The sequence below is a fragment of the Sphingobacterium sp. UBA7249 genome, assembly GCF_002472835.1.
GTDB classification, from domain to species: domain Bacteria; phylum Bacteroidota; class Bacteroidia; order Sphingobacteriales; family Sphingobacteriaceae; genus Sphingobacterium; species Sphingobacterium prati.
The window spans coordinates 73,789-98,410 of record NZ_DKST01000030.1; the positions used below are offsets into that span (position 1 = coordinate 73,789).

24 protein-coding genes are annotated in these 24,622 nt (G+C 42.2%); 9 read left to right on the forward strand and 15 right to left on the reverse strand.

Annotated features, from left to right (window positions below):
• Positions 1-124: 124 nt before the first annotated feature.
• On the reverse strand, positions 125-2,302 hold the full coding sequence (locus B4A24_RS21790) for a S9 family peptidase (RefSeq protein ID WP_293947067.1): 2,178 nt from the start codon (positions 2,300-2,302) through the stop codon (positions 125-127).
• A gap of 161 nt (positions 2,303-2,463) precedes the next feature.
• Positions 2,464-3,192 (reverse strand): 3-keto-disaccharide hydrolase, encoded by a 729-nt coding sequence (locus B4A24_RS21795; RefSeq protein WP_293947068.1) that lies wholly within the window; start codon positions 3,190-3,192, stop codon positions 2,464-2,466.
• A gap of 182 nt (positions 3,193-3,374) precedes the next feature.
• Here B4A24_RS21795 and B4A24_RS21800 point away from each other — a divergent pair, with 182 nt between their 5' ends.
• The 3 genes from B4A24_RS21800 (at position 3,375) to B4A24_RS21810 (ending at position 5,263) form a co-directional block, all read left to right on the forward strand.
• Positions 3,375-3,743 carry a dihydroneopterin aldolase gene (locus B4A24_RS21800; protein WP_293947070.1) on the forward strand — a complete coding sequence of 123 codons (369 nt, stop codon included), beginning with the start codon at positions 3,375-3,377 and terminating at the stop codon, positions 3,741-3,743.
• A gap of 33 nt (positions 3,744-3,776) precedes the next feature.
• Complete coding sequence (locus B4A24_RS21805) at positions 3,777-4,538, forward strand: AAA family ATPase (protein ID WP_293947071.1); 762 nt, start codon at positions 3,777-3,779, stop codon at positions 4,536-4,538.
• A 281-nt stretch (positions 4,539-4,819) separates the two neighbouring features.
• Positions 4,820-5,263 carry an Hsp20/alpha crystallin family protein gene (locus tag B4A24_RS21810; RefSeq protein ID WP_120262112.1) on the forward strand — a complete coding sequence of 148 codons (444 nt, stop codon included), beginning with the start codon at positions 4,820-4,822 and terminating at the stop codon, positions 5,261-5,263.
• Positions 5,264-5,376: 113 nt separating this feature from the next.
• On the opposite strand, the gene B4A24_RS21815 is transcribed toward B4A24_RS21810, so the two are convergent.
• Complete coding sequence (locus tag B4A24_RS21815; RefSeq protein WP_293947072.1) at positions 5,377-5,814, reverse strand: acyl-CoA thioesterase; 438 nt, start codon at positions 5,812-5,814, stop codon at positions 5,377-5,379.
• Between the two features lie 122 nt (positions 5,815-5,936).
• On the opposite strand from B4A24_RS21815, the gene B4A24_RS21820 reads away from it, so the two are divergent.
• The 4 genes from B4A24_RS21820 (at position 5,937) to B4A24_RS21835 (ending at position 9,777) form a co-directional block, all read left to right on the forward strand.
• Positions 5,937-6,440, forward strand: coding sequence for an RNA polymerase sigma factor (locus B4A24_RS21820; protein WP_172396639.1), 504 nt, complete (start codon positions 5,937-5,939; stop codon positions 6,438-6,440).
• Entirely contained in the window at positions 6,430-7,071 is a 642-nt protein-coding gene (locus tag B4A24_RS21825; protein ID WP_293947073.1) for a hypothetical protein, read from the forward strand. The genes B4A24_RS21820 and B4A24_RS21825 overlap by 11 nt, the downstream gene beginning before the upstream one ends.
• Before the next feature lie 198 nt (positions 7,072-7,269).
• Positions 7,270-8,925, forward strand: coding sequence for an ABC1 kinase family protein (locus B4A24_RS21830; RefSeq protein WP_293947074.1), 1,656 nt, complete (start codon positions 7,270-7,272; stop codon positions 8,923-8,925).
• Positions 8,926-8,991: 66 nt separating this feature from the next.
• The gene (locus B4A24_RS21835; RefSeq protein ID WP_293947075.1) at positions 8,992-9,777 is read left to right on the forward strand and encodes an SDR family oxidoreductase; all 786 of its coding nucleotides are present in this window, start codon (positions 8,992-8,994) and stop codon (positions 9,775-9,777) included.
• Positions 9,778-9,927: 150 nt separating this feature from the next.
• Here the strand turns inward: B4A24_RS21835 and B4A24_RS21840 are convergent, their stop codons facing one another.
• Positions 9,928-10,521, reverse strand: a complete 594-nt coding sequence (locus B4A24_RS21840; protein WP_293947076.1) for a YceI family protein — start codon at positions 10,519-10,521, stop codon at positions 9,928-9,930.
• 105 nt (positions 10,522-10,626) lie between these two features.
• Positions 10,627-11,214: a Crp/Fnr family transcriptional regulator gene (locus B4A24_RS21845; protein ID WP_172396644.1), complete on the reverse strand. Its 588-nt coding sequence runs from the start codon at positions 11,212-11,214 to the stop codon at positions 10,627-10,629.
• A 274-nt stretch (positions 11,215-11,488) separates the two neighbouring features.
• Here B4A24_RS21845 and B4A24_RS21850 point away from each other — a divergent pair, with 274 nt between their 5' ends.
• Positions 11,489-12,028, forward strand: a complete 540-nt coding sequence (locus B4A24_RS21850; protein ID WP_293947077.1) for a GNAT family N-acetyltransferase — start codon at positions 11,489-11,491, stop codon at positions 12,026-12,028.
• Between the two features lie 21 nt (positions 12,029-12,049).
• On the opposite strand, the gene B4A24_RS21855 is transcribed toward B4A24_RS21850, so the two are convergent.
• From B4A24_RS21855 to B4A24_RS21870, 4 genes are all read right to left on the reverse strand, one after another.
• Positions 12,050-12,451, reverse strand: coding sequence for a DUF1634 domain-containing protein (locus B4A24_RS21855; RefSeq protein WP_293947078.1), 402 nt, complete (start codon positions 12,449-12,451; stop codon positions 12,050-12,052).
• Positions 12,452-12,528: 77 nt separating this feature from the next.
• A complete protein-coding gene (locus B4A24_RS21860) occupies positions 12,529-13,362 on the reverse strand; it encodes a sulfite exporter TauE/SafE family protein (protein ID WP_293947079.1) in 834 nt (277 codons plus the stop codon).
• A gap of 480 nt (positions 13,363-13,842) precedes the next feature.
• The gene (locus B4A24_RS21865) at positions 13,843-15,222 is read right to left on the reverse strand and encodes a HAMP domain-containing sensor histidine kinase (RefSeq protein WP_293947080.1); all 1,380 of its coding nucleotides are present in this window, start codon (positions 15,220-15,222) and stop codon (positions 13,843-13,845) included.
• Positions 15,223-15,224: 2 nt separating this feature from the next.
• Positions 15,225-15,911, reverse strand: coding sequence for a response regulator transcription factor (locus B4A24_RS21870; protein ID WP_293947081.1), 687 nt, complete (start codon positions 15,909-15,911; stop codon positions 15,225-15,227).
• Positions 15,912-16,080: 169 nt separating this feature from the next.
• On the opposite strand from B4A24_RS21870, the gene B4A24_RS21875 reads away from it, so the two are divergent.
• Positions 16,081-18,594: a phosphocholine-specific phospholipase C gene (locus tag B4A24_RS21875; protein WP_293947082.1), complete on the forward strand. Its 2,514-nt coding sequence runs from the start codon at positions 16,081-16,083 to the stop codon at positions 18,592-18,594.
• A gap of 132 nt (positions 18,595-18,726) precedes the next feature.
• Here the strand turns inward: B4A24_RS21875 and bioD are convergent, their stop codons facing one another.
• The 6 genes from bioD to bioB all read right to left on the reverse strand — a co-directional run bounded on the left by bioD (position 18,727) and on the right by bioB (position 24,591).
• Positions 18,727-19,359, reverse strand: a complete 633-nt coding sequence (gene bioD, locus B4A24_RS21880) for a dethiobiotin synthase (RefSeq protein WP_293947083.1) — start codon at positions 19,357-19,359, stop codon at positions 18,727-18,729.
• A 160-nt stretch (positions 19,360-19,519) separates the two neighbouring features.
• Positions 19,520-20,308, reverse strand: a complete 789-nt coding sequence (gene bioC / locus B4A24_RS21885) for a malonyl-ACP O-methyltransferase BioC (protein WP_293947084.1) — start codon at positions 20,306-20,308, stop codon at positions 19,520-19,522.
• A 13-nt stretch (positions 20,309-20,321) separates the two neighbouring features.
• Positions 20,322-21,029: a DUF452 family protein gene (locus B4A24_RS21890; RefSeq protein WP_293947085.1), complete on the reverse strand. Its 708-nt coding sequence runs from the start codon at positions 21,027-21,029 to the stop codon at positions 20,322-20,324.
• Positions 21,026-22,183 (reverse strand): 8-amino-7-oxononanoate synthase, encoded by a 1,158-nt coding sequence (locus B4A24_RS21895; RefSeq protein WP_293947086.1) that lies wholly within the window; start codon positions 22,181-22,183, stop codon positions 21,026-21,028. The genes B4A24_RS21890 and B4A24_RS21895 overlap by 4 nt, the downstream gene beginning before the upstream one ends.
• A complete protein-coding gene (bioA, locus tag B4A24_RS21900) occupies positions 22,183-23,469 on the reverse strand; it encodes an adenosylmethionine--8-amino-7-oxononanoate transaminase (RefSeq protein WP_293947087.1) in 1,287 nt (428 codons plus the stop codon). Before bioA ends, B4A24_RS21895 begins: the two co-directional genes overlap by 1 nt.
• 42 nt (positions 23,470-23,511) lie before the next feature.
• On the reverse strand, positions 23,512-24,591 hold the full coding sequence (gene bioB, locus B4A24_RS21905; protein ID WP_293947088.1) for a biotin synthase BioB: 1,080 nt from the start codon (positions 24,589-24,591) through the stop codon (positions 23,512-23,514).
• Positions 24,592-24,622: the final 31 nt, after the last annotated feature.

Below are 24,622 nucleotides of genomic sequence, written 5' to 3' on the forward strand. Positions count from 1 at the left end.
CTTTGAAGGCTGTTCAAATGGTTGCCGGAATAAAGATAACGTTGATTAGAGACAACTATTGTCCCAAAAGAGCAAAGGCGCCTTTCTTTCTGATCGGCGCCTTTGTTTTTAAAGATATGCTCGTTTATTTTCTGAGATGCTGATTAAAATAATCTGCAATTTTCTCGTACATATGAATGCGGTCTTTACCCATGACGTTATGTTCGTGGGTGGGGTATAAGAAATAATCGACCTGTTTGCCAGCTTTAATGCAGGCCTCCAAAAATTCCATGCTGTTTTGTTGTACAACGACCGGATCCTGTGCGCCATGAATGATCAATAGACGTCCTTTTAGTTGATCCGCTTTATTTAGTAAAGACGTTAATTTGTATCCTTCAGGGTTTTCCTGAGGTGTGTCCATATAACGTTCACCGTACATGACTTCGTAGAACTTCCAATCAATGACCGGTCCCCCGGCGACTGCCGCTTTAAAAATGTCGTTATGATGTAACATGAATGACGTGGTCATAAAACCACCAAAGCTCCATCCAAAAATCCCCATGCGCTGTTGATCGACAAAGGATTTTGATTTCAGGAATTCAATCCCCTTTAATTGATCAGCCATTTCATTTTGGCCAAGGTTGCGGTGGGTAGCGGTGTAAAAATCACGACCACGGTAATTGGTCCCCCGGTTGTCCATTGTAAATACAAGATATCCCTGTTGCGCCATATAGAGATCAAAGTAGCCAGCACCACCTAGCCATTTGTTGGAAACCAGTTGAGAATGGGAACCACCGTACAAATAGTACATGACCGGATATTTCTTGGCTGGATCGAAATCATTTGGATAAATAATACGACCGGTCAACGGGTATTTGCCATCTGCCGAAGTCAGTTGGACAAATTCTATTTTTGGGTTATTGATTTTTCCGTTAAATGGATTGTCTGCTTTGACCAGTACAGTTCCCTTGCCTGATTTGACCGCTTTGATCTGAATTATATTCGGCGTCTTTAGGTTGCTGTATTGATCATATATGAATTTCCCGTCCCCACTCAGGGATGCATGGTGTATGCCTGATTCATTTGTCAGCTGTGTGGTTTTTCCGGATTTAAGTTCTACCTCAAATAATTGACGGTCGATGCCATTGTTGGTGACGCCAATATAGCTTACTTTGTTTCCATCACCTGAGAAATCCAGTAGGTTTTCCAGTACAATATCCTGATATCCTAGTTTTTTGATCAGCTTTCCCTCAGTATTGTAGAGATAAAGTTGGTTGTAGCCATCTTTGTCGGATTGGTAAAGAAATTGATCTGGTTTATTGGGCAAGAAGGTTAGCGGGGTTTCCGGTTCTACCCAAGTCGTTGCGGTTTCCTCAAACAATGTTTTAACCAATGCGCCAGTTTCTGCATTGTATTTGTTGAACTTTAGGTCATTTTGATCCCGGTTGAGGACGCCCACGTAGATAAATTTACCTAATGGATCCCAGGTTACGCTTGTAAGATATTGCTCGCTATGATCTCCGGTCTGTAACGTTACTTTTTCTCCTGTTGCAGTGTTATAGACCACCAGGGTTACCTCCTCTGATTTTTGCCCGGTCATGGGATATTTTATCCATTTGATTTCGGCAACTTTGGGACTCCACTGCGGCAGCGGATAATTGGCAACCATGGTTTCATTCTTGCGGTAGTAAAGCAGCTTGTCATTCTGAGTGTTCCACCACATTCCCTTTTTTATGCCAAACTCCTGGCGATGGGTATAATCGCTGCCATTGACGATGCCTTTATCCTTGTCATTGGTTACCGCTGTTACTTTTCCATTTTTGTCAACGATAGCAATATTGTTGTCAACCAGATAGGCAATTTTAGAAAAATCTGTGCTCACTTCACGGTTGGCTCCCTGGCTATCGTTACCGATAAAACGTTCGATGCTTTTAGATTTGCTGTTATAGGTTACCGAATATACCTTGTTCTTTCCATTGACCTGGAGCAAAAGCGAAGTGCCGTCAAGCCATTTGTAGTCGTAAGGAAACATTTGCAAATTGAATGTTTCGTTTGGAATCGCGGTTCTTAGGGCTGCCTCGAGTTCTGTTTTTGACAGCACACTCGTTTCGGTCCAGTTGTTTGCCGCGCTTTTGGAGAGCAGGTTTTGATGCGATTTATCGAGGTAAGAGAGGCTGTTTGATTTTGGGATCCAGGAAGCTGCAGTGATAGATGCCGGTGCGTAGGTGCGTGGTCCAAATACCGTTTCTTCCAAATTAAGGTTTCGCTGGGCATGGCCGGTTAAGGCACTTGCCAACAAGAAGAATAGCGCAATTCTTTTCATTAGAATAATTTATTTTTAATGATGCCATACCGATCATAAGTGCTTTTTCATGCACTCATAATGGTATTTGCTTGTAGATTTTATAGGGCTAAATTAGGTAAATAGCCCTATAAAACCTAGTACAGAATTGTTGCTTATCTAACTGAAATTGCTGTGTTGAATTATAATTTGCGGAGCCAGATATTTCTGAACTGGACCAGATCGCCGTGATCTTGCAGCACGATGGGCCCCGCGCCATGACTTACTTGCTTAGGAAGTCCAATATACTCAGTTGTACCATCAATCTGGGTGTTATTTTGAACGACGACACCGTTATGGAGGACGGTAACCGTACCTTTGCTGATTAATAGACCGTCTTTGTTAAATTGAGGTGCTTTGTAGATGATGTCGTATACATGCCATTTGTCTGCTACGATGACCTGCGCCAGTGGCGGACGTTGTTTGTAAATACTTCCTGCTCCTCCGTTGACATAAGTCGGGTTATTATTATTGTCCAAAACCTGGATTTCATAAAGACCTTGCAGAAAAATACCACTATTGCCCCTGCCTTGTCCTTCGCCTTTGATTAGCTCCGGACTCTTCCACTCGATATGGAGTTGAAAGTCTGCGAAATGCTCGGCTGTTTCGATGTTTCCACTTCCGGGTTTTACTTCAAGGGTATTATTGGCGACAGTCCAGTTTGCTTTTCCCTTTTCGCTCTTCCATTTGCCTAGGTCCTTTCCATCAAAGAGCACAATGGCGTCGCTCGGGATTCCCTTGTCAAGCGTTATTGTAGGCGGAACGGGACTGTAATATTCGGTATCGCTGGGCTTCATATTCGTTTGAGCATGGAGTGCACTGGCACCACATAAGATCGCCATTACTAGTACTGAAGGTAAAGAAAAGTTCATCTGTTGGTTTTTTGTTGTAGTTAAACTTAGGGAAATTTGTTTTTAAATACAATTATAATTTCAGAAATAGAGAATATTTGCCTCTCACATCTACATATTAAAGGCTATTGCGGTAGATTTCCGCATGGAATTTCTTGTACTTATTGTTTTTTTGATTTGCAACAATTTGTTTAGGTTTGTACATGGCAACCATTATACAGACAGTATCGTTGAAAGAAGCGCGGTTTTTTGCGCCAATAGGGTATTACGAAGAAGAACAGATTCTGGGTAACGAATTTTTTGTATCTATTGATGTTTGTTTTCCTTTTCGTAATACGGAAACGGAAGAACTGCGCAATACATTGAACTACGAAGAGTTGTACCAAATTGCGGCGAAGGTGATGCAGCCCAAAAGAAAGTTACTGGAATCTGCGGTAGCAGAAATTTTAGAACAGATCAGAGCAGCTGTTTTGCATGCCGAAATGATTGAGGTTGTTATCCGTAAATCAAACCCGCCTTTTGGCGGAGATCTATCCTGTTCGCAGGTGAGTCTTAAATACCTGAAAGATTAATTTTCAAACTGGACCAACAAAAATTAGCAATGCATGCTTAATTTTGCGGACCCATTGTATAAATTATTATTTGGTCAAATGAATATTTATGATCTTGTTATAGCCGATAAGGAAAAGGTTGCGCTAGAAGACGTTTTTTTAGCGGAGGAAAGTCGGCAGAAACTGCAGCAGCTGATTAAGGAACATCGTTATATTCAAGTGCTCTCACAATATGGTCTGCCCGTTAGCAATAAGGTCCTTTTGCACGGTTATTCGGGCTGCGGAAAAACAACGACGGCAAAAGCGCTTGCAGCAGCACTCGACAAACCCATCTATGTGTTGAATTTGAGTAATTTGATTTCATCCCGTATCGGTGAAACTTCACAGCATATCAAACAGGTATTTGATAAAGCAGGCCGTGAAAAAGCTGTTCTGTTTCTGGATGAATTCGACCAAATCGGAAAAGCCCGTATCAGTGAGGAGAAAGATGTGGGGGAGATGCGCCGCCTGGTGAATACGATTATCCAATTAATCGACTATTTTCCCGCAGAGGCCGTGCTGATAGCAGCAACCAATCATCCAGAAATATTAGACACCGCGATTATCCGGCGATTCCAGCTTCGTCTGGCGTTTGAATTGCCCACCCCTGCACAGTTGGATGCTTACTACGATAAATTATTTTCCGCATTTCCGGAGTATGAGGCATCCATATCACGTATTTATAGCGTTTCTTACGCCGAGGCAAAAGATTATATCTACGACGCAGTTAAATCTTTGCTAATTTCTGCACTGGAACAACGGGAAGACCAGAAGTAAAAAAGGTAACTGCCGCGAAGTTAATGTTTTGTAAAATTAAATACCTGTGAAAACAGTTTGTGTATTGCGGCGTTATTGCTATAACAGATAGCGGGATCTTTGCAATGACAAGAATGTTCATTTTTAAAGCTATTTTTAGTTAAATTATGTCAATATGACATCATTAATTGTGTTTAAGTGTCATTTTGTCTTTTTTTTGCAACTGGTATGCGAATTGAATATCCCCTATAAAAGAGTTAGAAAATACAGCTTAACAAAATAAAAAATTAGGAGGACAAAAAATGGCATTAATTAAATTCCCTACAAAAAGTTTGAATACCGATGCAGTAAACCCTTTTGTGAATACCGTATTTGATAATCTATTCAACGACAATTTTATTTCAGATCGTTTGGTGTCACGTGTTCCAGCAGTAAATATTTCGGAATCTGAAAAATCATTTAAGATCGAAATGGCTGCTCCGGGATTGGATAAGTCAGATTTTAAAATCAACGTGGATAAAAATCTGATTACTATTTCAGCTGAGAAAAAAGAAGAGCAAGTAAGTGAAGAGAAATTATATAGCAAAAAAGAATTCAATTACAGCTCGTTTTCAAGATCATTTACCTTGCCTGAAACCGTTGACTATAGTAATATTGAGGCAGCTTACGAAGGTGGAATATTGATCTTGACTGTTGGAAAGAAAGAAGACGCAATTATTGCAAAGCGTTTGATCGAAGTTAAATAGTTTAAGTAACAGACATATCTTGACCTGGGGTTGAGGGATGTTTCTTAAGATAGTTTTTAGGTTTAGTTTATGTTTTAATCCCTCGGAATTCACTTGTATTCCGAGGGATTTTTTTATCCAACTTCCTCGTATCCTGCAGCACGGGGTACTTTGGCGAGATATGGTTCCATTTCTTCAGGTAATTTGGTCAGTTTTCGCCGCTTTAAATCTAGCCAGGCACCATCAACATGGACAGTACAACATAGCGCACCGTCTTTACGGTAGACCTGATGTATAAAAGAAAATCGGCTGTTGTTTTTGTTGTATTTGGTCAATTCTACCTTTACCTGTACATATTCGTCAAGATGCACCTCCTTGGAATAGATTAGTTCTTCTCTAAATAGAATAGGGCCGATCTGAAACTCAGCAAACTTATCCAACGAAAAGCCCATTTTGTTTAACATATTGCTCCGTGCCTGTGCACAGATATCTGCATAAGCGGAATGGCGCATATGTCTATTGGCATCGATTTGCGCCCAAATGACCTGTCCCTCATAAAATATATTTTCCATAATTATTATCCTGATTTGCCTCCTTTTTATGAACAATTTACATAATTTTAAGTTAAGCTGTAACACTTTGTTTGTTTGCTATACTTATTAACTGAAAAGATCTTAAAAGTAAAATTTACCAGGTGGCCCATTCGGAAACAGAATTTCTTCGGTTGATTGACGAAAATAAAGGAATTATCGTCAAGGTGAGCCGTATGTATATGGATGATCACGACGGGCGGCAGGATCTCTATCAGGAAATTGTATATCAGCTTTGGAAATCCTACCCAACGTTTAAACAGCAAAGTAAATTTTCGACCTGGATGTATCGGGTGGCCTTGAATACAGCCATCGTATTTTTAAAAAAGGAAAAGAAACACCAGATTTACGATAGCCTCCAAGAACGACATGATTTTCCGGAAGAGGCTTATGATTCGGAAAAGGACGAACAGTTAAAAATATTCTACCAGGCGGTACATGAACTGAATGCAATAGAAAAAGCATTGATCTTTTTATTTTTGGAGGGTCAGAGCCACCGCGAAATAGCCGCACACCTAGGGATATCTGAAGTGAATGCACGGGTTAAATTAAATCGTACAAAAGAGCGGATTCAACAAATCATTAAAAAATACAATTATGAATTTTGATGAATTAAAAAAATCTTGGCAAGAACAGCCTACAGATGAGGATTTACAAAATCCAAATCTCAAACACTATAAGGAAGTCGGTAATATCATGGCCAAACTGAGACGCAATATCAAACGTGAATTTATTTCCTGGGTGGTGTGCATGTTTTTCCTGATTGCTGTCCCCATGCTTCCAATCTATAAAATCTCGGGGTATGCGGCTTTTGCGTATTACTTTTTTCTTGTACAGATTTCTTTATCGAGCCTGCTGTATTACCGTAGATTTTATTATCTGATAAAAAGCGCCAAGCAGATTGATCTGCTGGCATCCCGTGAGCATCTCCTCAAGCTTTATTATGACCTCAAATATGCCGTGGAGACCTATCGTATTGTTGCCTATGTCATGATTCCGCAAGGATTATTTCTTTATCTTATTATGATCGGCCAAAATAGGGCTGTCGCTTGGTTTGAAAAATTATATCATTTCAAAGAAACTCTCCAGCAGGATCCTGATTTTATACTGTGGATGATCCTTTCGGCTCTTATCTCCATTGTAATTATCGTGGTGATTACCGAAATTATGATCCGTGCCTACTATGGAGATTATCTCAAGCAGATCAAAGAAAATTTGGACGAAATGGAAGCTGAATAGTGCTATTTGAAATGGCTAAGCCACAGTTGAAACAATGAATTTTTATTTTCAACAAACCCTGATACGAAAAAGGTAAGGTTTTTGTTCCATTTATTCGTTACATGTTTTTTTAAGCTAAGGAATATTCAGTTCGTTTTCATAAGTGTTTGTGTTTTCGAACATGGATATTTTGTATCTTGTTTTCGAAAACCCTTGTCCATGATGTACAATCCAACCAAGAAATTACAGCGTAGTTCCCAAATCTTAAGCATATTGGCAAAATATGGTTTCAAAGATGCCATTGCCCGATTACCTTGGAAGGGAGCAAGAGCGAGCTTAGAACGTAATATTGATGTTGACAAGATTAGTGTGTATACACGTATCCGAATGGCGTTGGAAGAGCTTGGTCCAGCCTTTATTAAATTGGGACAGTCAGCTTCTACGCGCGAAGGTCTGCTCCCAAAAGATCTTGTCGAAGAACTCAAACGGCTTGAAGACAACGTGCCCCCTTTTGAAGTTGATATCCAGGAATATCTTGCTGAGGAACTGGGATTAGACGTTAGCGAACAATTTCAAACGATCGCATCACAACCCTTTGCTGCCGCATCGATCGCGCAGGTATACAGGGCAACATTGAAAGATGGTACAGAGGTCGTTTTAAAGGTACGCCGGCCGGGAATTGACGAGATCATGCGCATTGATCTTGCGCTCATGCGGGATATTGCTAAGATTCTGACCATGTACAATGATGCACTGGAAAATCTTAATCTTTCTTTGATCGTCGAATCTTTTGCGATGACCTTGCAGGAGGAGATGTCTCTGGTCATCGAACGCCATAACATCGAACGGTTTGCTAAGAATTTTAAAGGCAATAAACTGATTAAGGTTCCTAAAGTCTATCCTGATCTGTCCACTGACCGTGTGCTTTGTATGGAGTATCTTGACGGATTCAAAGTGACAGATATAGCGGAAATTAAACGGCGGGGAATGGATGTGGAGACCTTGGTGAAAAATGGTATTAACCTTTACCTGGAACAGGTGATTATCCACGGCTTTTTTCATGGCGATCCCCATCCCGGTAATATGATGGTGCTGCCCGACGGCCGTATTGCCTTTCTGGACTTTGGCAACATGGGTAAATTGCTGGGAATTGACCGGCGGCAGCTCGAAGAGTTTATTCAGTCCGCGATTTCCGAAGATGCGGTTCGGCTTGCCGACGTTATTGAAGATGTGGCTGTCGTGAGCCATATCCCAGACAGGAATCAGTTTGAACGCTCCCTGTATGAAATATTTGATATGATTGATAATGTCTCCTTGGGTGATCTTAGCCTCGATCTGCTGTTCAATAAACTTTGGAAAATCATTGGTGATAATCGGTTGTATTTTCCAGAATATATTTATCAACTTATGCGTGGCATCTCTCTGATGGAAGGCATCGGTCGTCAGCTTTATCCTGATCTGAATATCATGGAGAGCATTAAGCCTTTTGCGCGACGGATCATGATGGAGCGGCTTTCACCAGAGGCTATTTTCAAGAAAGGAAAACATAAAATCGAATCTTTTGCGCGGGATGTTGAAAAGCTTCCCGAAGATATGCGTGCCTTGGTGCGCCTTTTTCGTACGGGGAATTTTACCCTGAACCATCGCTTGATCAGTGCGCGTTCCTTTAATGCTATTCTCCGTAAAGGGGTAAACCGGATTGTGATCGGCATTATGTTTATGTCCCTTAATTTATTGGGTGGAATGGTTATTGTTGCGCGTATTGAACCACGATGGTGGGGTATTCCTGTTTTTGCCTGGATATGTCTAGGTTCAGCATGGGTCTTTGCTGTCTATTTATTTATTGCGATGATCCGTGCGAAGGATAACGATTAAGTTGCTTGCTGTCGTTACCCTATTTTTTTGTGTAAATCCTGTATTAAAGTAATAGCATCATAAAATATGGAAATCAATCTAATCGGAAAAAAGGCATTGATTGGCGCCAGTTCCACCGGTATAGGAGCCGGGATTGCCAAAGTGCTGGCATCCTGTGGAGCATCAGTCACCCTAGCCTCACGGAATGAGGAGAAATTGAAACGTACCTTGGAAAGCCTCGATACCTCAAAGGGGCAGGAGCATCAATACCTCCTGGTCGATTATAATGATCACGAAGCTTATAAAGTGAAAATAGATGATTATTTTCGGTCAAATAAAGTAGATATTCTGGTCAATAATTCCAATGGACCGCAGGCGGGGACGATCGACCAGAAAAATCTGACAGACTACCAGCATGCCTTTGAACTTTTGTTCCAAAATCACTGTTATACGACTTCTTGTGCATTACCCTATATGCTGGCAAATGGATATGGACGTATTATCAATGTATCTTCCTCCACAGTTAAGGAACCTGTGTCCAATCTGGTATTGTCAAATACCATACGTACGGCATTGATGAGCTGGAGCAAATCCCTTTCGGACGATGTTGCAAAGGAGGGCGTGACGGTCAACAGTATATTAACGGGCTTATTTGATACCGAAAGGATTCAATCGTTGACCAATATGGATGCCCAGCGTTTAGGGATTTCGTATGACGAGGCTTTACAGCTACGATTAAAACAGGTGCCAGCAGCACGCTTGGGGGAGCCTGATGAATATGGTTATTTGGTTGCCTTTGTTTGTTCTGCGTACGCCAACTATCTCACTGGAACCAATATTCCCTTGGATGGTGGCATGTTAAAAGGCTTTTAAGCTGAAAAGAAAGTTTGCTCGAAAAATGATAGGGAAGCACTCCTGCTTGGCAATACAGGAAAATACGTTTATGGTTAAAAGCTGTGTAAACTAGCATAGGCTATCCANNTGGATAGCCTATGCTAGTTTATGTGATTTTAAAAATTTTGTTTAGTTCAATACCAATTCAGTATTGACAATAATGTCCACCTCAGAGGCAACGGCCTCTACACCTGAAGGTAATTTGTCATTATATTTTATGCCAAAATCATGACGGTTGATTTTTGCTTTTGCAGTAAAGCCCGCACGTGTTTTTCCCCAAGGATCGGTAATGACACCGCCATTTTGAGTGACATCAAACGTTACTTTCTTAGTGACGTCGCGAATGGTCAAATCTGCGACCATGAGGTATTTTCCTTTCATCTTGGCGCTTTTGAATGAAACTGATTTTAGGGTCATTTTTGGAAACTTGTCTGCAGCGAAGAAATCATCTGTTTTCAAGTGATTGTCACGTGCCTCAATACGGGTGTCAACACTGTTGACATCAATGGAGAAGTTTACTTTTGCATTGTTGAAACTTGTAGCGGTTGCTGTTTCAACTGTTCCTTCAACTTTTGTGAACTCGCCATCCACGAAGCTGATACCAAGGTGTTTTACATCAAATCTTGCATTGGTGTGTGCGGGATCGGCAGACCATTTAACTTGCGCTACAGCAACATTAACCATTAATGCTGCTATGGCCAGAAATTGGAAAAATCTATTCATGTTATTTCTATTTGTTATTTATCAAACGTTTAATTGTTCAAAATGTTTGTTTGAACAAGCTTTTACAAAGGTGGGGTAAACTTGAATAGAAAACATTGATGTAGGTCAAGAATTTCGATTAGGCTTCAAAATCTGTCTTTTTAAGCGGCTCAAAAACTCTTGCGTCACCCCGAGATAGGAAGCTAACTGCATGTTCGAGATCCTCGGATATATTTTGGGATACCGCTTGATAAAATCCAGATAACGTTCCTGAGCCGTAAAACCTATACTCGATATGATGCGGTGTTGGGAGGCAATTTGTGCCCGCTGGGCCATAATTCTGGAAAGCTTCTCGTAGATCGGATGGTCTTCATAGAGTTTATCTTTATCCGTTTTCGAAAGTGTAAGTATGACCGAATCTTCCAGGGCCTGGATATTTTGCAAGGCTGGTTCCTGATAATTAAAACTGGCAATATCACCCACCCACCAGTCTTCAATGGCAAATTGCAAAATATGTTCGATACCATCTGCCGTAACATAGAACGACTTAAAAAGACCACTGACGACATAAGCTTCATAGTGACAGATTTCACCTGCCCTTAAAAAGTATTCCTTTTTCCGGATTTTTCTGACATGATAACGCGATACAATATCATTTAATTCTTCTTCGCTGACATGAATGCGCTGTTTTACAAATTCCTTGAATTGTTCCATTAGGGTGTAAAATACAAAATTTTGTTTTGCGAATTTAATAAGCTAAGCGATTTTAGTCAATTTTGAGCGTAAAATAATTTGATGTGCGTGATTGGTATGAAAAATAACAATAATTGCGGGATTTATTATTGCACCGGCATAGTAGTCTGTTAAATGAACATTTTGGTGTAATATTTGAATAAAGACAAGCTAATTCCGTTTGGTTTCACCAATAATTGGTATCTTATATAGAAATTTTGAATTTTGGTAGAAGTCCAACGTTAAATATGTTCTAATGAAGTTTGTAGCACCGAATAAACTCGAAAATGATAAGGTCGTATTAAAGTTACTTGATCCAGGCGATTTTGATATCCTGTATCAAGTAGCGAAAGATCCCTTGATATGGGAGCAACATCCTAATAAAGACCGTTGGAAAGAGGATGTCTTTCGGTCCTTTTTTGATGCTGCGCTGGAGAGCAAAGCTGCGTACCTTATTCTGGATAAAACGACAGGCGAATGCATAGGAAGCACCCGATATTATGGTTTGAATGAGGTTGAAAAATCTATTTTTGTTGGCTTTACCTTTTATGCAAGGGCCTATTGGGGAGCAGGAATAAATCCTTTGGTCAAGGAAATGATGTTCGACTTTGCTTTTAATTTTGTGGATAAGATCTATTTGCATGTGGGTGCCGAAAATTATCGTTCACAAAAAGCGGTAGAACGTTTGGGTGCAAGCAAGGTCGCTGAGAAAATGGTCTCCTATGTCAACGAGCCCGAAAGGATGAACTTTGAATATATGCTGGAAAAGTCCACATGGCTTAGAGCCAAGCGATAAGCAGTTTATCTCTTCGTAGAATTATCCCTTTACTCCGCTCAATATGCTTCCGATAATAACAGTCAATACAATTAATGTAATGATGATATAGAGCTTATCTTTTTCAATAACAAAACCAAATAGGGAGCCAATCACCCGGACTATCGGTGTGCAGATCAGGAGCAAGACCCCAAGTTGTATGATTTGGGGAATATTTTGGTTGAATGCTCCTACGATAATTCCTGTAATGGTCGTATTGGACTTACCCTCTCCGATAAAATCGCTGTAGTTGGGCACTGCATCCTGTCCGTGGACGATCAGGTACCAGATGCCACCGATCATCAAGATAGAAGAGGCAAGGATAATACCGATCCGTAAAATCTGTCCCACCAAAAGGGAGATATCCTTATCGTCCCAATAGTTTTTTGAAAATACCTGTTTCATCTGTAATCTTTATTTTTTAATGTTATGACCAGCGCCCGAAACGGTAAGTGCTGAAAATCAACCGTGGAATGATCCATCTAAAATTTTTGTTGAAACCCATTAAATATCATCTCCAGTGCCACTAATGTGATCGCAATAGCGAAAATAATACGCAAGGTCTTGGGATTCATTCTCTTCAAAAGCTTTGAGCCTGTAATTGCACCACAAAGTACGCCTAGAATTACTGGAAAAGCAATCCCTGGATCCATATAGCCCCGTTGCAGATAAACTACAGCTGAAGCCGCGGCGGTTACCCCAATCATAAAATTGCTTGTTGTTGTACTTACTTTAAATGGAATTTTCATCATGCTGTCCATGGCGAGTACTTTAAGGGAACCGGAACCGATACCAAGCAATCCCGATAGAACGCCGGCGACGCCCATCAAAGAAAAACCGCCGAGCACATTGGTCAGTTTGTAGGGGACAAGCTTACCATTCGAAGGGTAGGTACTGTTCAATTTTAACCTTTCGGCTAAAGCTGAGCCACCAGAAAGAGCATGTTCATTTTTCTTGCGTATAGTCATTGCTGCCGAAAAGATCAGTACTACGCCAAAGATTATAGCGATGGTATTTGTCGGCATATAGATCGCGATAATAGCACCAATGACAGCGCCGATCGTGGTTGCAATTTCTAAAAACATTCCAAGCCGAATATTGGTGATTCCTTCTTTTACGTAAGCGGTGGCTGCCCCCGAAGAGGTTGCTATCGAGGCCAGTAAGGCTGCCCCAATGGCGTAACGAATGTCAACGTGAAAGAGGAGAGTCAGCAATGGAATCACGACGACCCCTCCGCCTAAGCCCGTCAGTGACCCTAAAAGCCCTGCTACAAATGCACCCAAAAGGAGGATGAGCGTAAAGGTGAGAATAGTCATATATTTTGTTTGTTGCTCCCGGGTATCAGATATCCCCAAGAAGATAATTTGTTGTAAACTTAAGGGCTTTTTGTTGTTTTTGAAACTTTATGATCCGAATAGATACAAATGTTACATCAATATGTATCCTTAGGGAGGTACAGCATTACAGGCCAAGGCTTATCGAAGCGTTGAGGCTGTTAATGTTGTAAGTTGTTGCCTGTCAGATGAAAACTATTGTTCTTGAAGTCTTTGTTAGACGTTCTTCCCGGTCGGAGATATCGTAGATGATGAAAGAATTAGCAAGGTTGGGACGGTGACTTAAAAAAAACTTAAAATTTAACCATTCGAGGTAAGAAGCTCTTTCCTATAAAAAAGCAGAGGAAAAAAGTTAAAAGAGTACCGGGAACTTAAAAAGAAAATGGGCTAATTTCTGTTAGCCGTATAGTAATCGAGCCGGTAAAAATTATAAAGGTCTGGTATGGAGGTCGCGGAGGTAAACTAAAGCTGGGGAGCTTCTATTGCTGGTTTAGGGAAATTGAGTACAAATATGTGCGCCGAATGTGCTGTATCGGCTTTGTATTCGATGCTGGCCTGCTGTGAATCCATAATGCGTTTGACGATCCGGAGCCCTAAGCCTGATCCGGTAATTTCAGAGGCGTTTTCACCACGGCTGAATGCATCAAAAATACGCTTTTGGTCATTGGCGCTGAGCGATGGACCATGGCTGGTAACCATTACTTTTAACCATGTTGTAGACTCGTGTATAACTACCTCTACCTCGGGATTGTACGAATATAGCGCTGCATTTTTGAATAGATTGGTAAAGACAATTTCAATCAATTGAGCGGAACAAAATAAAGTCAGTTTGGGATCTGCGATACCTTTGATAGAAAAATTGAGTTGCAGATTGGGAAAGGTCTTTGCTACCTTGTCGTATGCAGTAAAAATGATTTCATCAATGCGTTCTTCCTGATAGGTTGCCTGTAATGTTGCTGAATCAAATTTTGAAAGTAACATCAGCGAGTTTGTTACTTCGGAGAGATGCTGTGTTTCTTTTGAAATATTATCAAGTACATGGCCGACGCGTTCATCAAGCTGATGTTGATGTCGGAGATTCTCCAATTGAAATGACATTCTCGCTAGCGGCGTCCGTAGTTCATGGGATGCGCTGGAATTGAACTCTTTTTGCGATTCAAATGCATTGGACAATCGTTTCAGCATCGTATTGAATGCCAAGGTCAATACTGCGATCTCATCCGTGTTTCCCGTATATTTAACGGGATTGGTCAACTTACTGGCATTGATTTGTGTAATGTCTTTTTTGAGTCTGTCTAATGGGTTCAATAAACGGAGGATAAGGTTGTAACTAAAGATCCAGACCAGCATCGTACTCAATAAAAACAAAATCGTTAATACGATGGCCAGGTGATCCAATTTTTCATTGCCCGAGTAATCTTGTGCTTTGACCAAAAGGTAATAAGCTTGTTTGTCGACCAGGTAATATTTGCCCATTATTTCATATTGATCCTGCTTATAAAAAATACGTTTTTCATTTCTCAGACGGTTTACAATAGCCTGATTCCAGATAATTTTTTTGTCTTTTATTGTGCTGAAAACAAGTTTTTTATCCTTATTCAGAATAATGACATCCTCATAAAAGAGGCCGTCTTCGATATCCTGAAAATAAGTTTTATAAGATTCAGGGTCGAAGGAAGGTGCGTTAGCAATGTAATGAGAAATATAGTCCAGTTTATCCTCCAGGTGCCGACGGAATTGATCAGTTCTGAAATCGACACTGGCATAATAGATAATAAGCATTGCAATTCCAAATAAAACGGAGAAAGCAATGCTAAAACTGATCGCTATTTTTTTTTTCAAGGTCATTTATCGGCAGCGAGGTAATAGCCAAATCCTGGTCTGGTATGAATCAGCTTATGTTCAAAATTCTTGTCGATTTTTTTTCGTAAAAAATTGATGTAAACTTCGATAGTATTTTGTGTTGTCTGAAACTGATTTTGCCATACCTCTTCAGCGATACGCTGTTTGGACAAGGTCCGTCCATTGGCCTGCGCCAAAATCAGGAGCAACTGAAATTCTTTCTGCGTCAGGCCGATCTCCTCATTGGCCCGAAGCACTCGGGCTTCAGTAGGATGAATAACCAGATCATCGATAACCAATGTTGTGGTGCCGTTGTTATCGTTGTGCTGATGACGGCGCAAAAGTGAGTTGATACGCATCAACAATTCATCCAGGACAAAGGGCTTGACCAGGTAATCATCAGCGGCACGCAGAAAAGCTTCTTTTTTGTCGTCGATATCGTCATAGGCGGAAAGAATGATAATCGGGGTCAGCGCATCATGGCTTCTTATTTTCTTGCATATTTCCAAACCATTTATCTTTGGGACATTGATGTCTAACAGGTAAAAACCATATTTCTTTTGATGCTTTTGGGCCAAAAATTCGATGCCATCAAAAGCCTGGTCACAGGAGAATCCCTGACTCAATAAAAAGGATTTAATTTCTGTAGAAAGAACCTTGTCATCTTCCAATAGCAAAATGTCCACCATAATATCGCATTGTCTTTCTGTAAAAATAAGCAAATTTTGCCATCCTTCATCAAGCGATGCAGTATAGCTCTTTCTTGGGTATACAATTTAGTAACATAAGATTTACACGAAGAAATATGAAACAAAAAGAAATCTAAGTAGATTCAAATCGAAATTATAAATAAATATTATGGAAAGCAGAAGAGAGTTCCTTCGAAAAAGCTTATTATTTTCAGGAGCTGCTGGTATTGCGAGTTTTATGCCAGCCTCAATTCAAAAAGCCTTTGCAATAGATCCGGCACCGGGGAGCAGTTTTCTTGATGCAGAACACATTGTAATCCTGATGCAGGAAAACCGCTCCTTTGACCATACGTTGGGCAGTCTCTCCGGTGTTCGTGGTTTTAATGATCCACGCGCTGTGCGGCTACCCAATGGCCTCCCTGTTTGGTATCAAACGGACAAGACCGGGAAAGTATTTGCTCCTTTTCGGTTAAATCTCAAAGAAAGCAAGGTGACTTGGATGGGCTCACTTCCACACAGTAGGGCAAGCCAGGTAGACGCCTATAATCGGGGGAAATACGACCAATGGTTGACCGCGAAGCAATCGGGGAATAAACAGTATGCTACTATGCCCCTTACTTTGGGGTACTTCAACCGAGAAGACTTACCTTTTCATTATGCACTGGCGGATGCCTTTACCGTATGTGATCAGAATTTCTGTTCGGGCATGACCAGTACAACACCCAACCGTGCGTTCTTTTGGACAGGTAAGATCACCGAGTTGAAGGACGGTTTGCAGAAGGTTAATATTCGCAATGATGATTTTGGTTATGGTAAAATGACCTGGGAGACCTTTCCTGAGTTGTTGGAAAGGAATGGCATAGATTGGCGTTTTTACCAAAATGAGACCAGTTGTGGTGGTGGATTATCGGGCGAAGAGCGGGCTTGGCTTTCCAACTTTGGCTGTAATCTATTGGAATTCTTTCAGGCGTATCAGGTTAAATTCAAAGATACCTATGTTGACAACCTCAAGGTGCAGTTGCGGGATCTGCCTGGGCAGATTTCTAAACTCGAGGAGCGGTCACCAGAATCGGAGGAACAGGCTGAAAAGATTCGCATTGACATTCGTAAGAAAAGCGACGCATTGGAGCGGGCTGAGGCTGAGCTGAAGGAATTCAATGCCGATAATTACGATAAGCTTTCTGATGTTACCAAATCTTTGCACCAGCGTGCGTTTACAATCAATAGAGGGGACCAGAATTACCGTAAGCTCGAAACTTTGGTGTTTAAGGAGCAGGGGAAAAAAAGGACATTGGAAGTGCCTAAAGGCGATGTGCTCGATCAGTTCCGAAAAGATGTAAATGCAGGAAAATTGCCAGCAGTATCCTGGTTGGCTGGTCCCAAAAACTTCTCGGATCATCCCAGCGCACCTTGGTATGGTGCCTGGTACGTATCAGAAGTACTGGATATTCTGACCAAAAATCCAGAAGTCTGGAGGAAAACCATCTTTATCATTACGTATGATGAGAATGATGGTTATTATGACCATGTAAAACCTTTCCTGGTTCCGGACTTAAAGAAAAAAGATACGGGGGCCTGTTCAGCAGGGATTGATAGTGAGGTGGAAATGGTGCGGCTGGACAACGAACTCAAACAGGGGATTCCGAAGAAACAGGCCCGCGAGGGAGCTGTTGGATTGGGCTTCCGTGTGCCGATGTATATCGCATCACCTTGGTCGCGTGGCGGAAAAGTCTGTTCACAAGTGTTTGACCATACATCTACCCTACAGTTTTTAGAGTACTTCTTTAATCATAAATACAATAAAAATATCCAGCTTGACCATATCAGCGCCTGGCGACGAGCGATCTGTGGTGACCTGACAGCCGCCTTTACACCCTTCATTCATGGGAAGGAAGAACTCCCTTTCTTGGAGCGCAATCAATATATCGAAACCATCTATAATGCGCAATTCAAAGATAATCCGAGTGGATTTATCGAAATTACCGACCTGAACCAGGTTAAGCAGGAGGTATGGGCTCCGAAATTTAATCGTGTACAGGAAAAGGGAACCCGTAGATCCCCTAGCTTACCTTATGGCCATGATGTGATAGGCTACGTGCAGAATGGGCAATTCAAATTGATAATGCAGGTGGATACGACCCTATTTGGTAAAAAGACAAGCGGCGTGCCTTTTAATGTGTATAGTCCGCTAAGTTATACAGATGAGGAGGGGCAAATTGAAGCTTATCGAAATTGGAATTTCGCAGTCAAAGCGGGCGATCGGCTCCACTATCAATGGGATCTTAAGAGGTTTGAGGGGCAGGGATATGCTTTTGAGTTGCATGGACCAAATGGCTATTATCGACAGTTTGCTGGGCAAAAAGATACGCCAGCAGTATGGGTGGCGGTATCTCCAGAACTTAAACCGCTGACCAAAGCGCCTACGGGTAAGTTGCAGTTATCGTTGAAAAATCTTGATGCAAAGGCTGTTCAGGTGGAGGTCGAAAGCTTGAATTATCAGGATTATAAAACGACAAGAGAAATCAAAGCCGGCGAAGAAATCGTTTTGGTTTTAGATATTGCTGCGCAGGGAAATTGGTATGATCTGGCAATTCGGGAATTGGGCAATTCAAGTTTTGGATTACAGCTTGCCGGACGATTAGAGACTGGCGTGGAAACTACAACTGATCCCTTGTTGGCGTAAATTGACGATAGAAGCAAGCAAGCAAGCAAGCAAGCCTGACTTTGCTCATAACGGGCAGGATTGTCTCAATTTGCGTATTTACAACCTGAAATAGCATTGCATGGCTCAATCTGATGTAATGTATTCATGCATTTATAGGGTGATAAATTTGGTTTCTGGAAACTGTGTTTGGATATAATTACGCAGATACCGTTGTGTATCTGTATTGATGATATTGTCTGCTTCTAAGGGGAATGTGTTGTAAATTAGCGTATGCAGATGAATTCTGCGTTTGGCGATGGCTTCTAAGCTTAGAAGTGTGTGATTGATGCTGCCCAATTTTCCAGAGGTAACAAAAAGTAGGGGATAACCCATTTCCTGAATGTAATCTATGAGTAAGTAATCTTCAGTGAGTGGTACCATTAAACCTCCGGCACCTTCGATCAATACCACATCATACAGTTGGCTCAACTGAATTGTTGCTTGTCTGATTTTCTCAAAATCGATGTCACGGTTGTCTATACGTGCTGCTAGATGAGGGGAAGCAGGGTAGCTGAAAATTTCGGGCATAGTCATTTTCTGTTCATCTTCTTCAGTAAAGGTGATGCCCATAAGTTGGCGATGCAGGATAATATCTTCTGAGACAGCTGTATTTCCGGTTTGTATCAATTTTTGCGTTATTGTGCGTAGACCAGTGGCATTCCATTGCCTTGCGATAAGTCCGGTTGCGTAACTTTTCCCAATCCCTGTATCTATGCCAGAGACAAAATAAATATTGTTTTTCATTTCTGTATGTGTTTGTTGCTTACTTAATTATTTGAACAGATTTCATTTATGAAGCTGTAGCACGGATCTGCTGACTTTCAGGTTGTTCGTGTATGGACTTCTGTATTTAGGCTTTGCGCTAGCACCATTTTACTTCGTGTGAAATGATGGAAGTGAATGTTCAAATTATTTTTTGTTTTGTGATCCTTTTTTTCTTCGCGATGATATAGACGGGATGATAAGTGAGTGATACCTGCGTTCCCACAGCATAGTGCGCTGTATATACAGTACAATAGGCCTGAAGTTTACCTTTTGTCCAGCTTTGACTTTTTATACCTGTTACTCCAGTTTGTTTCAGATGCCTGAGTACCTGTAATGGGCTGTCAAAGTATAGTCTTATCAACTCTTCCGCTGCGAAAAGAATTTCATAGTCCAATGCCGACAGCGCTGCAACAAGGCTTGATTTCGAACTGTAGGTTAATCCCACTTGGGTCGTAGTACTAATTTCGCGCATATTTTCTTCACCAAAGGTGCTAAATGCCAGGATACCATCTGCATGGAGCAAAGTATGGCAGCGCACAAAGAAAGCAGTGGGATTTTCAAACCATTGAATGGTGGAGCAGGAGGTAATAAGATCCAACTGTTTGGGTAGGGGGTAGGTTTCGGCGTCGCCACAGATAAAGCTGCATTGGATCGAACGATGCTGCGACCTAACCATAGCCATTACTTGGGTTATCATTTCTAGGCTGATATCATTGAGGAATAGCTGTTTTGGCAAGAGACGCTGAAGCAATAAGCGGGAGAGAATTCCCGTTCCACAACCTATTTCCAAAACCTTTTCTGCTCGTAAAGGGATCGTTCCTTGCAGCAGGGTAATCATTTTTTCGGCAACTTGACGTTGCACAATAGCTGCCGACTGATAGCTCGATGCGGCTTTGGAAAAGCGCGATGTGATCCGTTGTTTGTTCATAACTATGCTCATTTTAAATCTCCTGAAAGAGCGCTTTAAATAGTTTTTCAGCATAATGACCTGCATCGAAAAACGTGTGGGGTGTATGTTCCCATGCACGACGTTGATTTTCTGGGCTGAAGATTCGGTCCTGCCTTCCGATGTAGGCTTGATCCCATTGCAACGCAGTAACGGAACTTTCAGTTACCTGTTTTTCTATTGCGGACAGCTCCTTTCGAAGACTTTCGATATTCCGTTTGGGTGCGTTAGCAAGAAAATGTTGCAATAGTTCGCCCGAGCCACACATCCGTAGCCGGAATTTATAAAGCGTCCCCTCGCTCAACCTGTCTAGGGTTCCTCTGAATAATTGGGTTGGAATGCCCTTCTGGTCGTTAATTGGAAATGGGGTACCATTGATAGCGGAGCAAGTAAGAAGCGGATAACTTTTGCTCTGCAGCCCTGGTAATACTTGGGAGGCGGCCCACACCCCGAAAGACCATGCAAAAACCCGAATTTCGTTATAGCCCTTGAGTAGGCTTTCGTCTATTGCCAAGGAATAGTAGTCATAGGCAACGATGAGGTCCCAGTTGGACGGGGCGTATGTTAGGAAAGGCTGTTGATCCATTCCCCAGCCCGCAAAAAATAAAATAAGCTTTTTGTTGGATGGTACAGAATGATTCAGCAGATTCGAATTGCTGAGGTGCCCGACATGGGGCACAGGTATAATTTTTTCGAGTTTCATAAGTTTGCTGCAAGTTGATGGATGAGCGATGTTGTTATATTAGCCGTTAATGAGAGGCGTATTCTCGCGGTACCTTCCGGTACAGTAGGTGGACGGACGGGGAGTACATAGAATCCGTTCCGCTGCAATTCTTCAGCTTTTAATACCGCTGCCTTGCTATCACCGATAATAAGGGGCAGAATATGACTCTCCGAACGGCAGTCATAGCCTTTTGCAACGATCTGTTTTTTGAGTAAGGCGCTATTTTTGTGTAATTGTCGACGTTGATCCACGAAACTATCCAAGCGTTCCAGAATAAATAAACTCCACATCAGGTTGATTGGCGGGAGAGCTGTTGTAAACAGTAGGGTTCGCATTTTATTGATCAGGTAATCCCGAATAGGCTGGCTGCAGACCAGATAACCGCCCAGGGAAGCCAGTGCCTTTCCAAAGGTGCCGGTCAAGAAATCAATTTCAGCTTTGCATCCTTGTTCTTCGGCACAACCAAGCCCTTTTATGCCGCGCACCCCTATGGCATGAGCCTCATCCACATACAGGATGATATTGCGATAGTGATGTTTGAGGCGAACTAGGTAACTGAGGTCTGTGCAGTCGCCATCCATGCTGAAAATGCTTTCGGTGACGATAATAATGCGTTCAAAGCGGGAAGCATACTTTGCTAATAATTCTTCAAGATGTGCATAATCGCCATGACGATACCGAAAATGCTGAGCCGCCGAAAGCCGGATGCCATCAATTAGGCTGGCATGGACCCATTTGTCGGCCAAAATTAGGGTGCGCACATTACTAATCGCAGGAAGTATTCCCATATTCATGTGGTAACCGCTGTTAAAAACCAGTGCGCTTTCGGTGCCGAACATATGGCTAAGCTGTGCCTCTAGCTGTGCGTACAAGACATGATTTCCTGTTAGCAAGCGTGAAGATGAAGCACTGAAAATTGCATTGTCTCTGCTCATCGAACGTAGGAATTCTTCATGTAATGCAGTATCCCTAGCTAGACCAAGGTAATCGTTTGAGGAGAGGTTATAGCCGCTTTTCTCTTCTTGTTGTATCATGTTGCCTTGTTGTGTAATTAGGTGGAGCTTTCGGCTATTTCCTTGTTTTTCGAGTTCTAGAAGCTCATTTGAAATGCTATGCAGGAGATTGTTTTCCATTATTTGATTTCTTTGACGACCCGGAGCAAAGCCTGTGTTAATCTGTTTAGCTCTTCGGTGCTGATAATAAAGGGGGGCATGATATAGACTAGCTTACCAAAAGGCCTTACCCAGACACCTTCTTCAATAAATCGTTGTTGTATGCTGGCCATAGCCACAGTTTTCTTCATTTCAATGACAGCAATGGCACCCAGAACCCGGACATTTTCCACCTGGGGAAAGTGTTTTGCAGGTGCAAGCGATCGTGTCAACTGGGCTTCGATGGATTTAATCTTTGTTTTCCAGTCTGTAGACAATAATAATTTGATCGACGCAAGGGCAACGGCACAGGCCAGGGGATTTGCCATAAAAGTAGGGCCGTGCATAAATGTTCCGGGGCTACCATTGGAAATCGTTTCTGCTATGGTCGTGCTGGTAATGACGGCTGATAAAGTCATGTATCCACCTGTCAATGCCTTTCCGATGCAGAGGATATCCGGTTCCACTGCTGCATGTTCGCAGGCAAATAACTTACCAGTGCGACCGAATCCCGTTGCAATTTCATCAACAAGCAGCAGGATGTTATTTTCCTTACAAAGTTGAGCTGCCCGGCGTAGGTATTCGGGATGATAAAAGCGCATGCCACCGGCACCCTGAACAATGGGTTCGAGGATCAGACCTGCGAGTTCGTCCTCATGGGTCCTGATCAGTTGTGCCAGTGGTGCAATGTCGTTTTCGTCCCATGTTTCATCGAATCTGATCTGGGGTGCCTCAACAAAGTAACGTAACGGCAAGGTATTGCCAAAAATGCGATGCATTCCTGTTATCGGATCACATACAGACATCGCATTCCAGGTATCGCCATGATAGCCTGAGCGAATGGTGACAAAGTTGGTTTTATTGACCCTGTTTTGTGCCACCCAGTACTGTACGGCCATCTTGAGTGCCGCTTCTACCGCAACAGAACCGGAATCGGTATAAAATATTTTGTTGAGCGACTGTGGTGTGATGTCAATGAGTATTTTACCCAGGGCAATTGCCGGTTCGTGTGTCAATCCGCCAAACATTACATGCGACATGCTGCTGATCTGCTCAGTTACCGCAGCATTTAACACAGGGTGGTTATAACCATGGATGGTACACCACCAGGACGACATGCCATCGATAAGCTGCTGTCCATTTTCCAGTTCGATCATGCAGCCTTCGGCCCGACGGACCTTGTAGGCTGGTAGTGGATCCGTAATATTGGTATAAGGATGCCATAAATGGTTTCTGTCGAATTCGTCCGTAGCGTACTGTTGTGTCATGCCGTTATTTTTGATTATAAAAACTGATTTTTTGTCTGTGCTCTACTTCTCCTGTTGTTTGGCTAGGTTGCGTTCAATCTTGTGGTCGGGGCGTGACCACTGTGGTCGCTCTCCCAGTGCATGATATTGGGTTCCATCTGTTGTGATCGTGTGGGGTTGGCTTTTCTTTTCAAAGGGTTGTTGGGGTATCAGCCCAAGTATTTTGAACATATCCATATCCTCGTTTACATCCGGGTTGGGCGTTGTGAGTAATTTGTCGCCCGCAAAAATAGAATTGGCACCTGCAAAAAAACATAGCGCTTGTCCCTCGTGGCTCATGTTGCTGCGACCTGCAGAGAGGCGAACCTGAGTCTGCGGTAATAAAATGCGTGCGGTAGCAACCATTCGTACCATTTCCCAGATGGATATCTTTTCCATTGCCTCCATAGGAGTGCCTGTTACCGGGACGAGCGCATTAATCGGAACTGATTCCGGTTGGGGAACAAGCGAGGCAAGTGTAATCAGCATATCTGCACGGTTGGCTATGCTTTCGCCCATGCCAATAATGCCGCCACTGCATACCGTAATGTTGGTCTTGCGTACATTTTCGATGGTTTGCAAACGGTCATTATAGCTTCTGGTGGAGATGATTTCTTCATAATAGTCAGCAGAAGAGTCTAGGTTGTGGTTATAGGCATAGAGTCCTGCCTCCGATAGGCGTTGTGCTTGATTTTCGGTCAACATACCCAAGGTGCAGCACACCTCCATATCGAGTCTGTTCAGGGTGCGGACCATGTCCAGTACTTGTTCAAACTCAGGGCCATCTTTGACGTTTCGCCATGCGGCACCCATACATATCCGCGAACTGCCATTGGCTTTGGCAGCCAAGGCTTGTATTTTGACCTGTTCTACGCTCATCAGTCGCTCCGCCTTGACGTTAGTATGGTAACGTGCTGCCTGTGGACAATAAGCACAATCTTCGGGGCATCCGCCTGTTTTAATGGAAATCAAGGTGGACACCTGTACTTTATTTGGATCGTGGTAGCTTCGGTGAACTGTCGCTGCTTCATACAGTAACTCCATAATCGGTTTGTTATATAAAGCAACAACTTCCGCTTGTGTCCATTTCTTTTTTGTGTCCATGTTTCATGTGTTTATCGTTTGTAAATCAGTT

What these genes read in the sequence shown, in the direction of transcription:
- B4A24_RS21790 (WP_293947067.1), bottom strand. Translation starts at nt 2,302, where the DNA reads ATGAAAAGAATTGCGCTATTCTTCTTGTTGGCAAGTGCCTTAACCGGC.
- B4A24_RS21795 (WP_293947068.1), bottom strand. Translation starts at nt 3,192, where the DNA reads ATGAACTTTTCTTTACCTTCAGTACTAGTAATGGCGATCTTATGTGGT.
- B4A24_RS21800 (WP_293947070.1), top strand. Translation starts at nt 3,375, where the DNA reads ATGGCAACCATTATACAGACAGTATCGTTGAAAGAAGCGCGGTTTTTT.
- B4A24_RS21805 (WP_293947071.1), top strand. Translation starts at nt 3,777, where the DNA reads ATGCTTAATTTTGCGGACCCATTGTATAAATTATTATTTGGTCAAATG.
- B4A24_RS21810 (WP_120262112.1), top strand. Translation starts at nt 4,820, where the DNA reads ATGGCATTAATTAAATTCCCTACAAAAAGTTTGAATACCGATGCAGTA.
- B4A24_RS21815 (WP_293947072.1), bottom strand. Translation starts at nt 5,814, where the DNA reads ATGGAAAATATATTTTATGAGGGACAGGTCATTTGGGCGCAAATCGAT.
- B4A24_RS21825 (WP_293947073.1), top strand. Translation starts at nt 6,430, where the DNA reads ATGAATTTTGATGAATTAAAAAAATCTTGGCAAGAACAGCCTACAGAT.
- B4A24_RS21830 (WP_293947074.1), top strand. Translation starts at nt 7,270, where the DNA reads ATGATGTACAATCCAACCAAGAAATTACAGCGTAGTTCCCAAATCTTA.
- B4A24_RS21835 (WP_293947075.1), top strand. Translation starts at nt 8,992, where the DNA reads ATGGAAATCAATCTAATCGGAAAAAAGGCATTGATTGGCGCCAGTTCC.
- B4A24_RS21840 (WP_293947076.1), bottom strand. Translation starts at nt 10,521, where the DNA reads ATGAATAGATTTTTCCAATTTCTGGCCATAGCAGCATTAATGGTTAAT.
- B4A24_RS21845 (WP_172396644.1), bottom strand. Translation starts at nt 11,214, where the DNA reads ATGGAACAATTCAAGGAATTTGTAAAACAGCGCATTCATGTCAGCGAA.
- B4A24_RS21850 (WP_293947077.1), top strand. Translation starts at nt 11,489, where the DNA reads ATGAAGTTTGTAGCACCGAATAAACTCGAAAATGATAAGGTCGTATTA.
- B4A24_RS21855 (WP_293947078.1), bottom strand. Translation starts at nt 12,451, where the DNA reads ATGAAACAGGTATTTTCAAAAAACTATTGGGACGATAAGGATATCTCC.
- B4A24_RS21860 (WP_293947079.1), bottom strand. Translation starts at nt 13,362, where the DNA reads ATGACTATTCTCACCTTTACGCTCATCCTCCTTTTGGGTGCATTTGTA.
- B4A24_RS21870 (WP_293947081.1), bottom strand. Translation starts at nt 15,911, where the DNA reads ATGGTGGACATTTTGCTATTGGAAGATGACAAGGTTCTTTCTACAGAA.
- B4A24_RS21875 (WP_293947082.1), top strand. Translation starts at nt 16,081, where the DNA reads ATGGAAAGCAGAAGAGAGTTCCTTCGAAAAAGCTTATTATTTTCAGGA.
- bioD (WP_293947083.1), bottom strand. Translation starts at nt 19,359, where the DNA reads ATGAAAAACAATATTTATTTTGTCTCTGGCATAGATACAGGGATTGGG.
- bioC (WP_293947084.1), bottom strand. Translation starts at nt 20,308, where the DNA reads ATGAACAAACAACGGATCACATCGCGCTTTTCCAAAGCCGCATCGAGC.
- B4A24_RS21890 (WP_293947085.1), bottom strand. Translation starts at nt 21,029, where the DNA reads ATGAAACTCGAAAAAATTATACCTGTGCCCCATGTCGGGCACCTCAGC.
- B4A24_RS21895 (WP_293947086.1), bottom strand. Translation starts at nt 22,183, where the DNA reads ATGGAAAACAATCTCCTGCATAGCATTTCAAATGAGCTTCTAGAACTC.
- bioA (WP_293947087.1), bottom strand. Translation starts at nt 23,469, where the DNA reads ATGACACAACAGTACGCTACGGACGAATTCGACAGAAACCATTTATGG.
- bioB (WP_293947088.1), bottom strand. Translation starts at nt 24,591, where the DNA reads ATGGACACAAAAAAGAAATGGACACAAGCGGAAGTTGTTGCTTTATAT.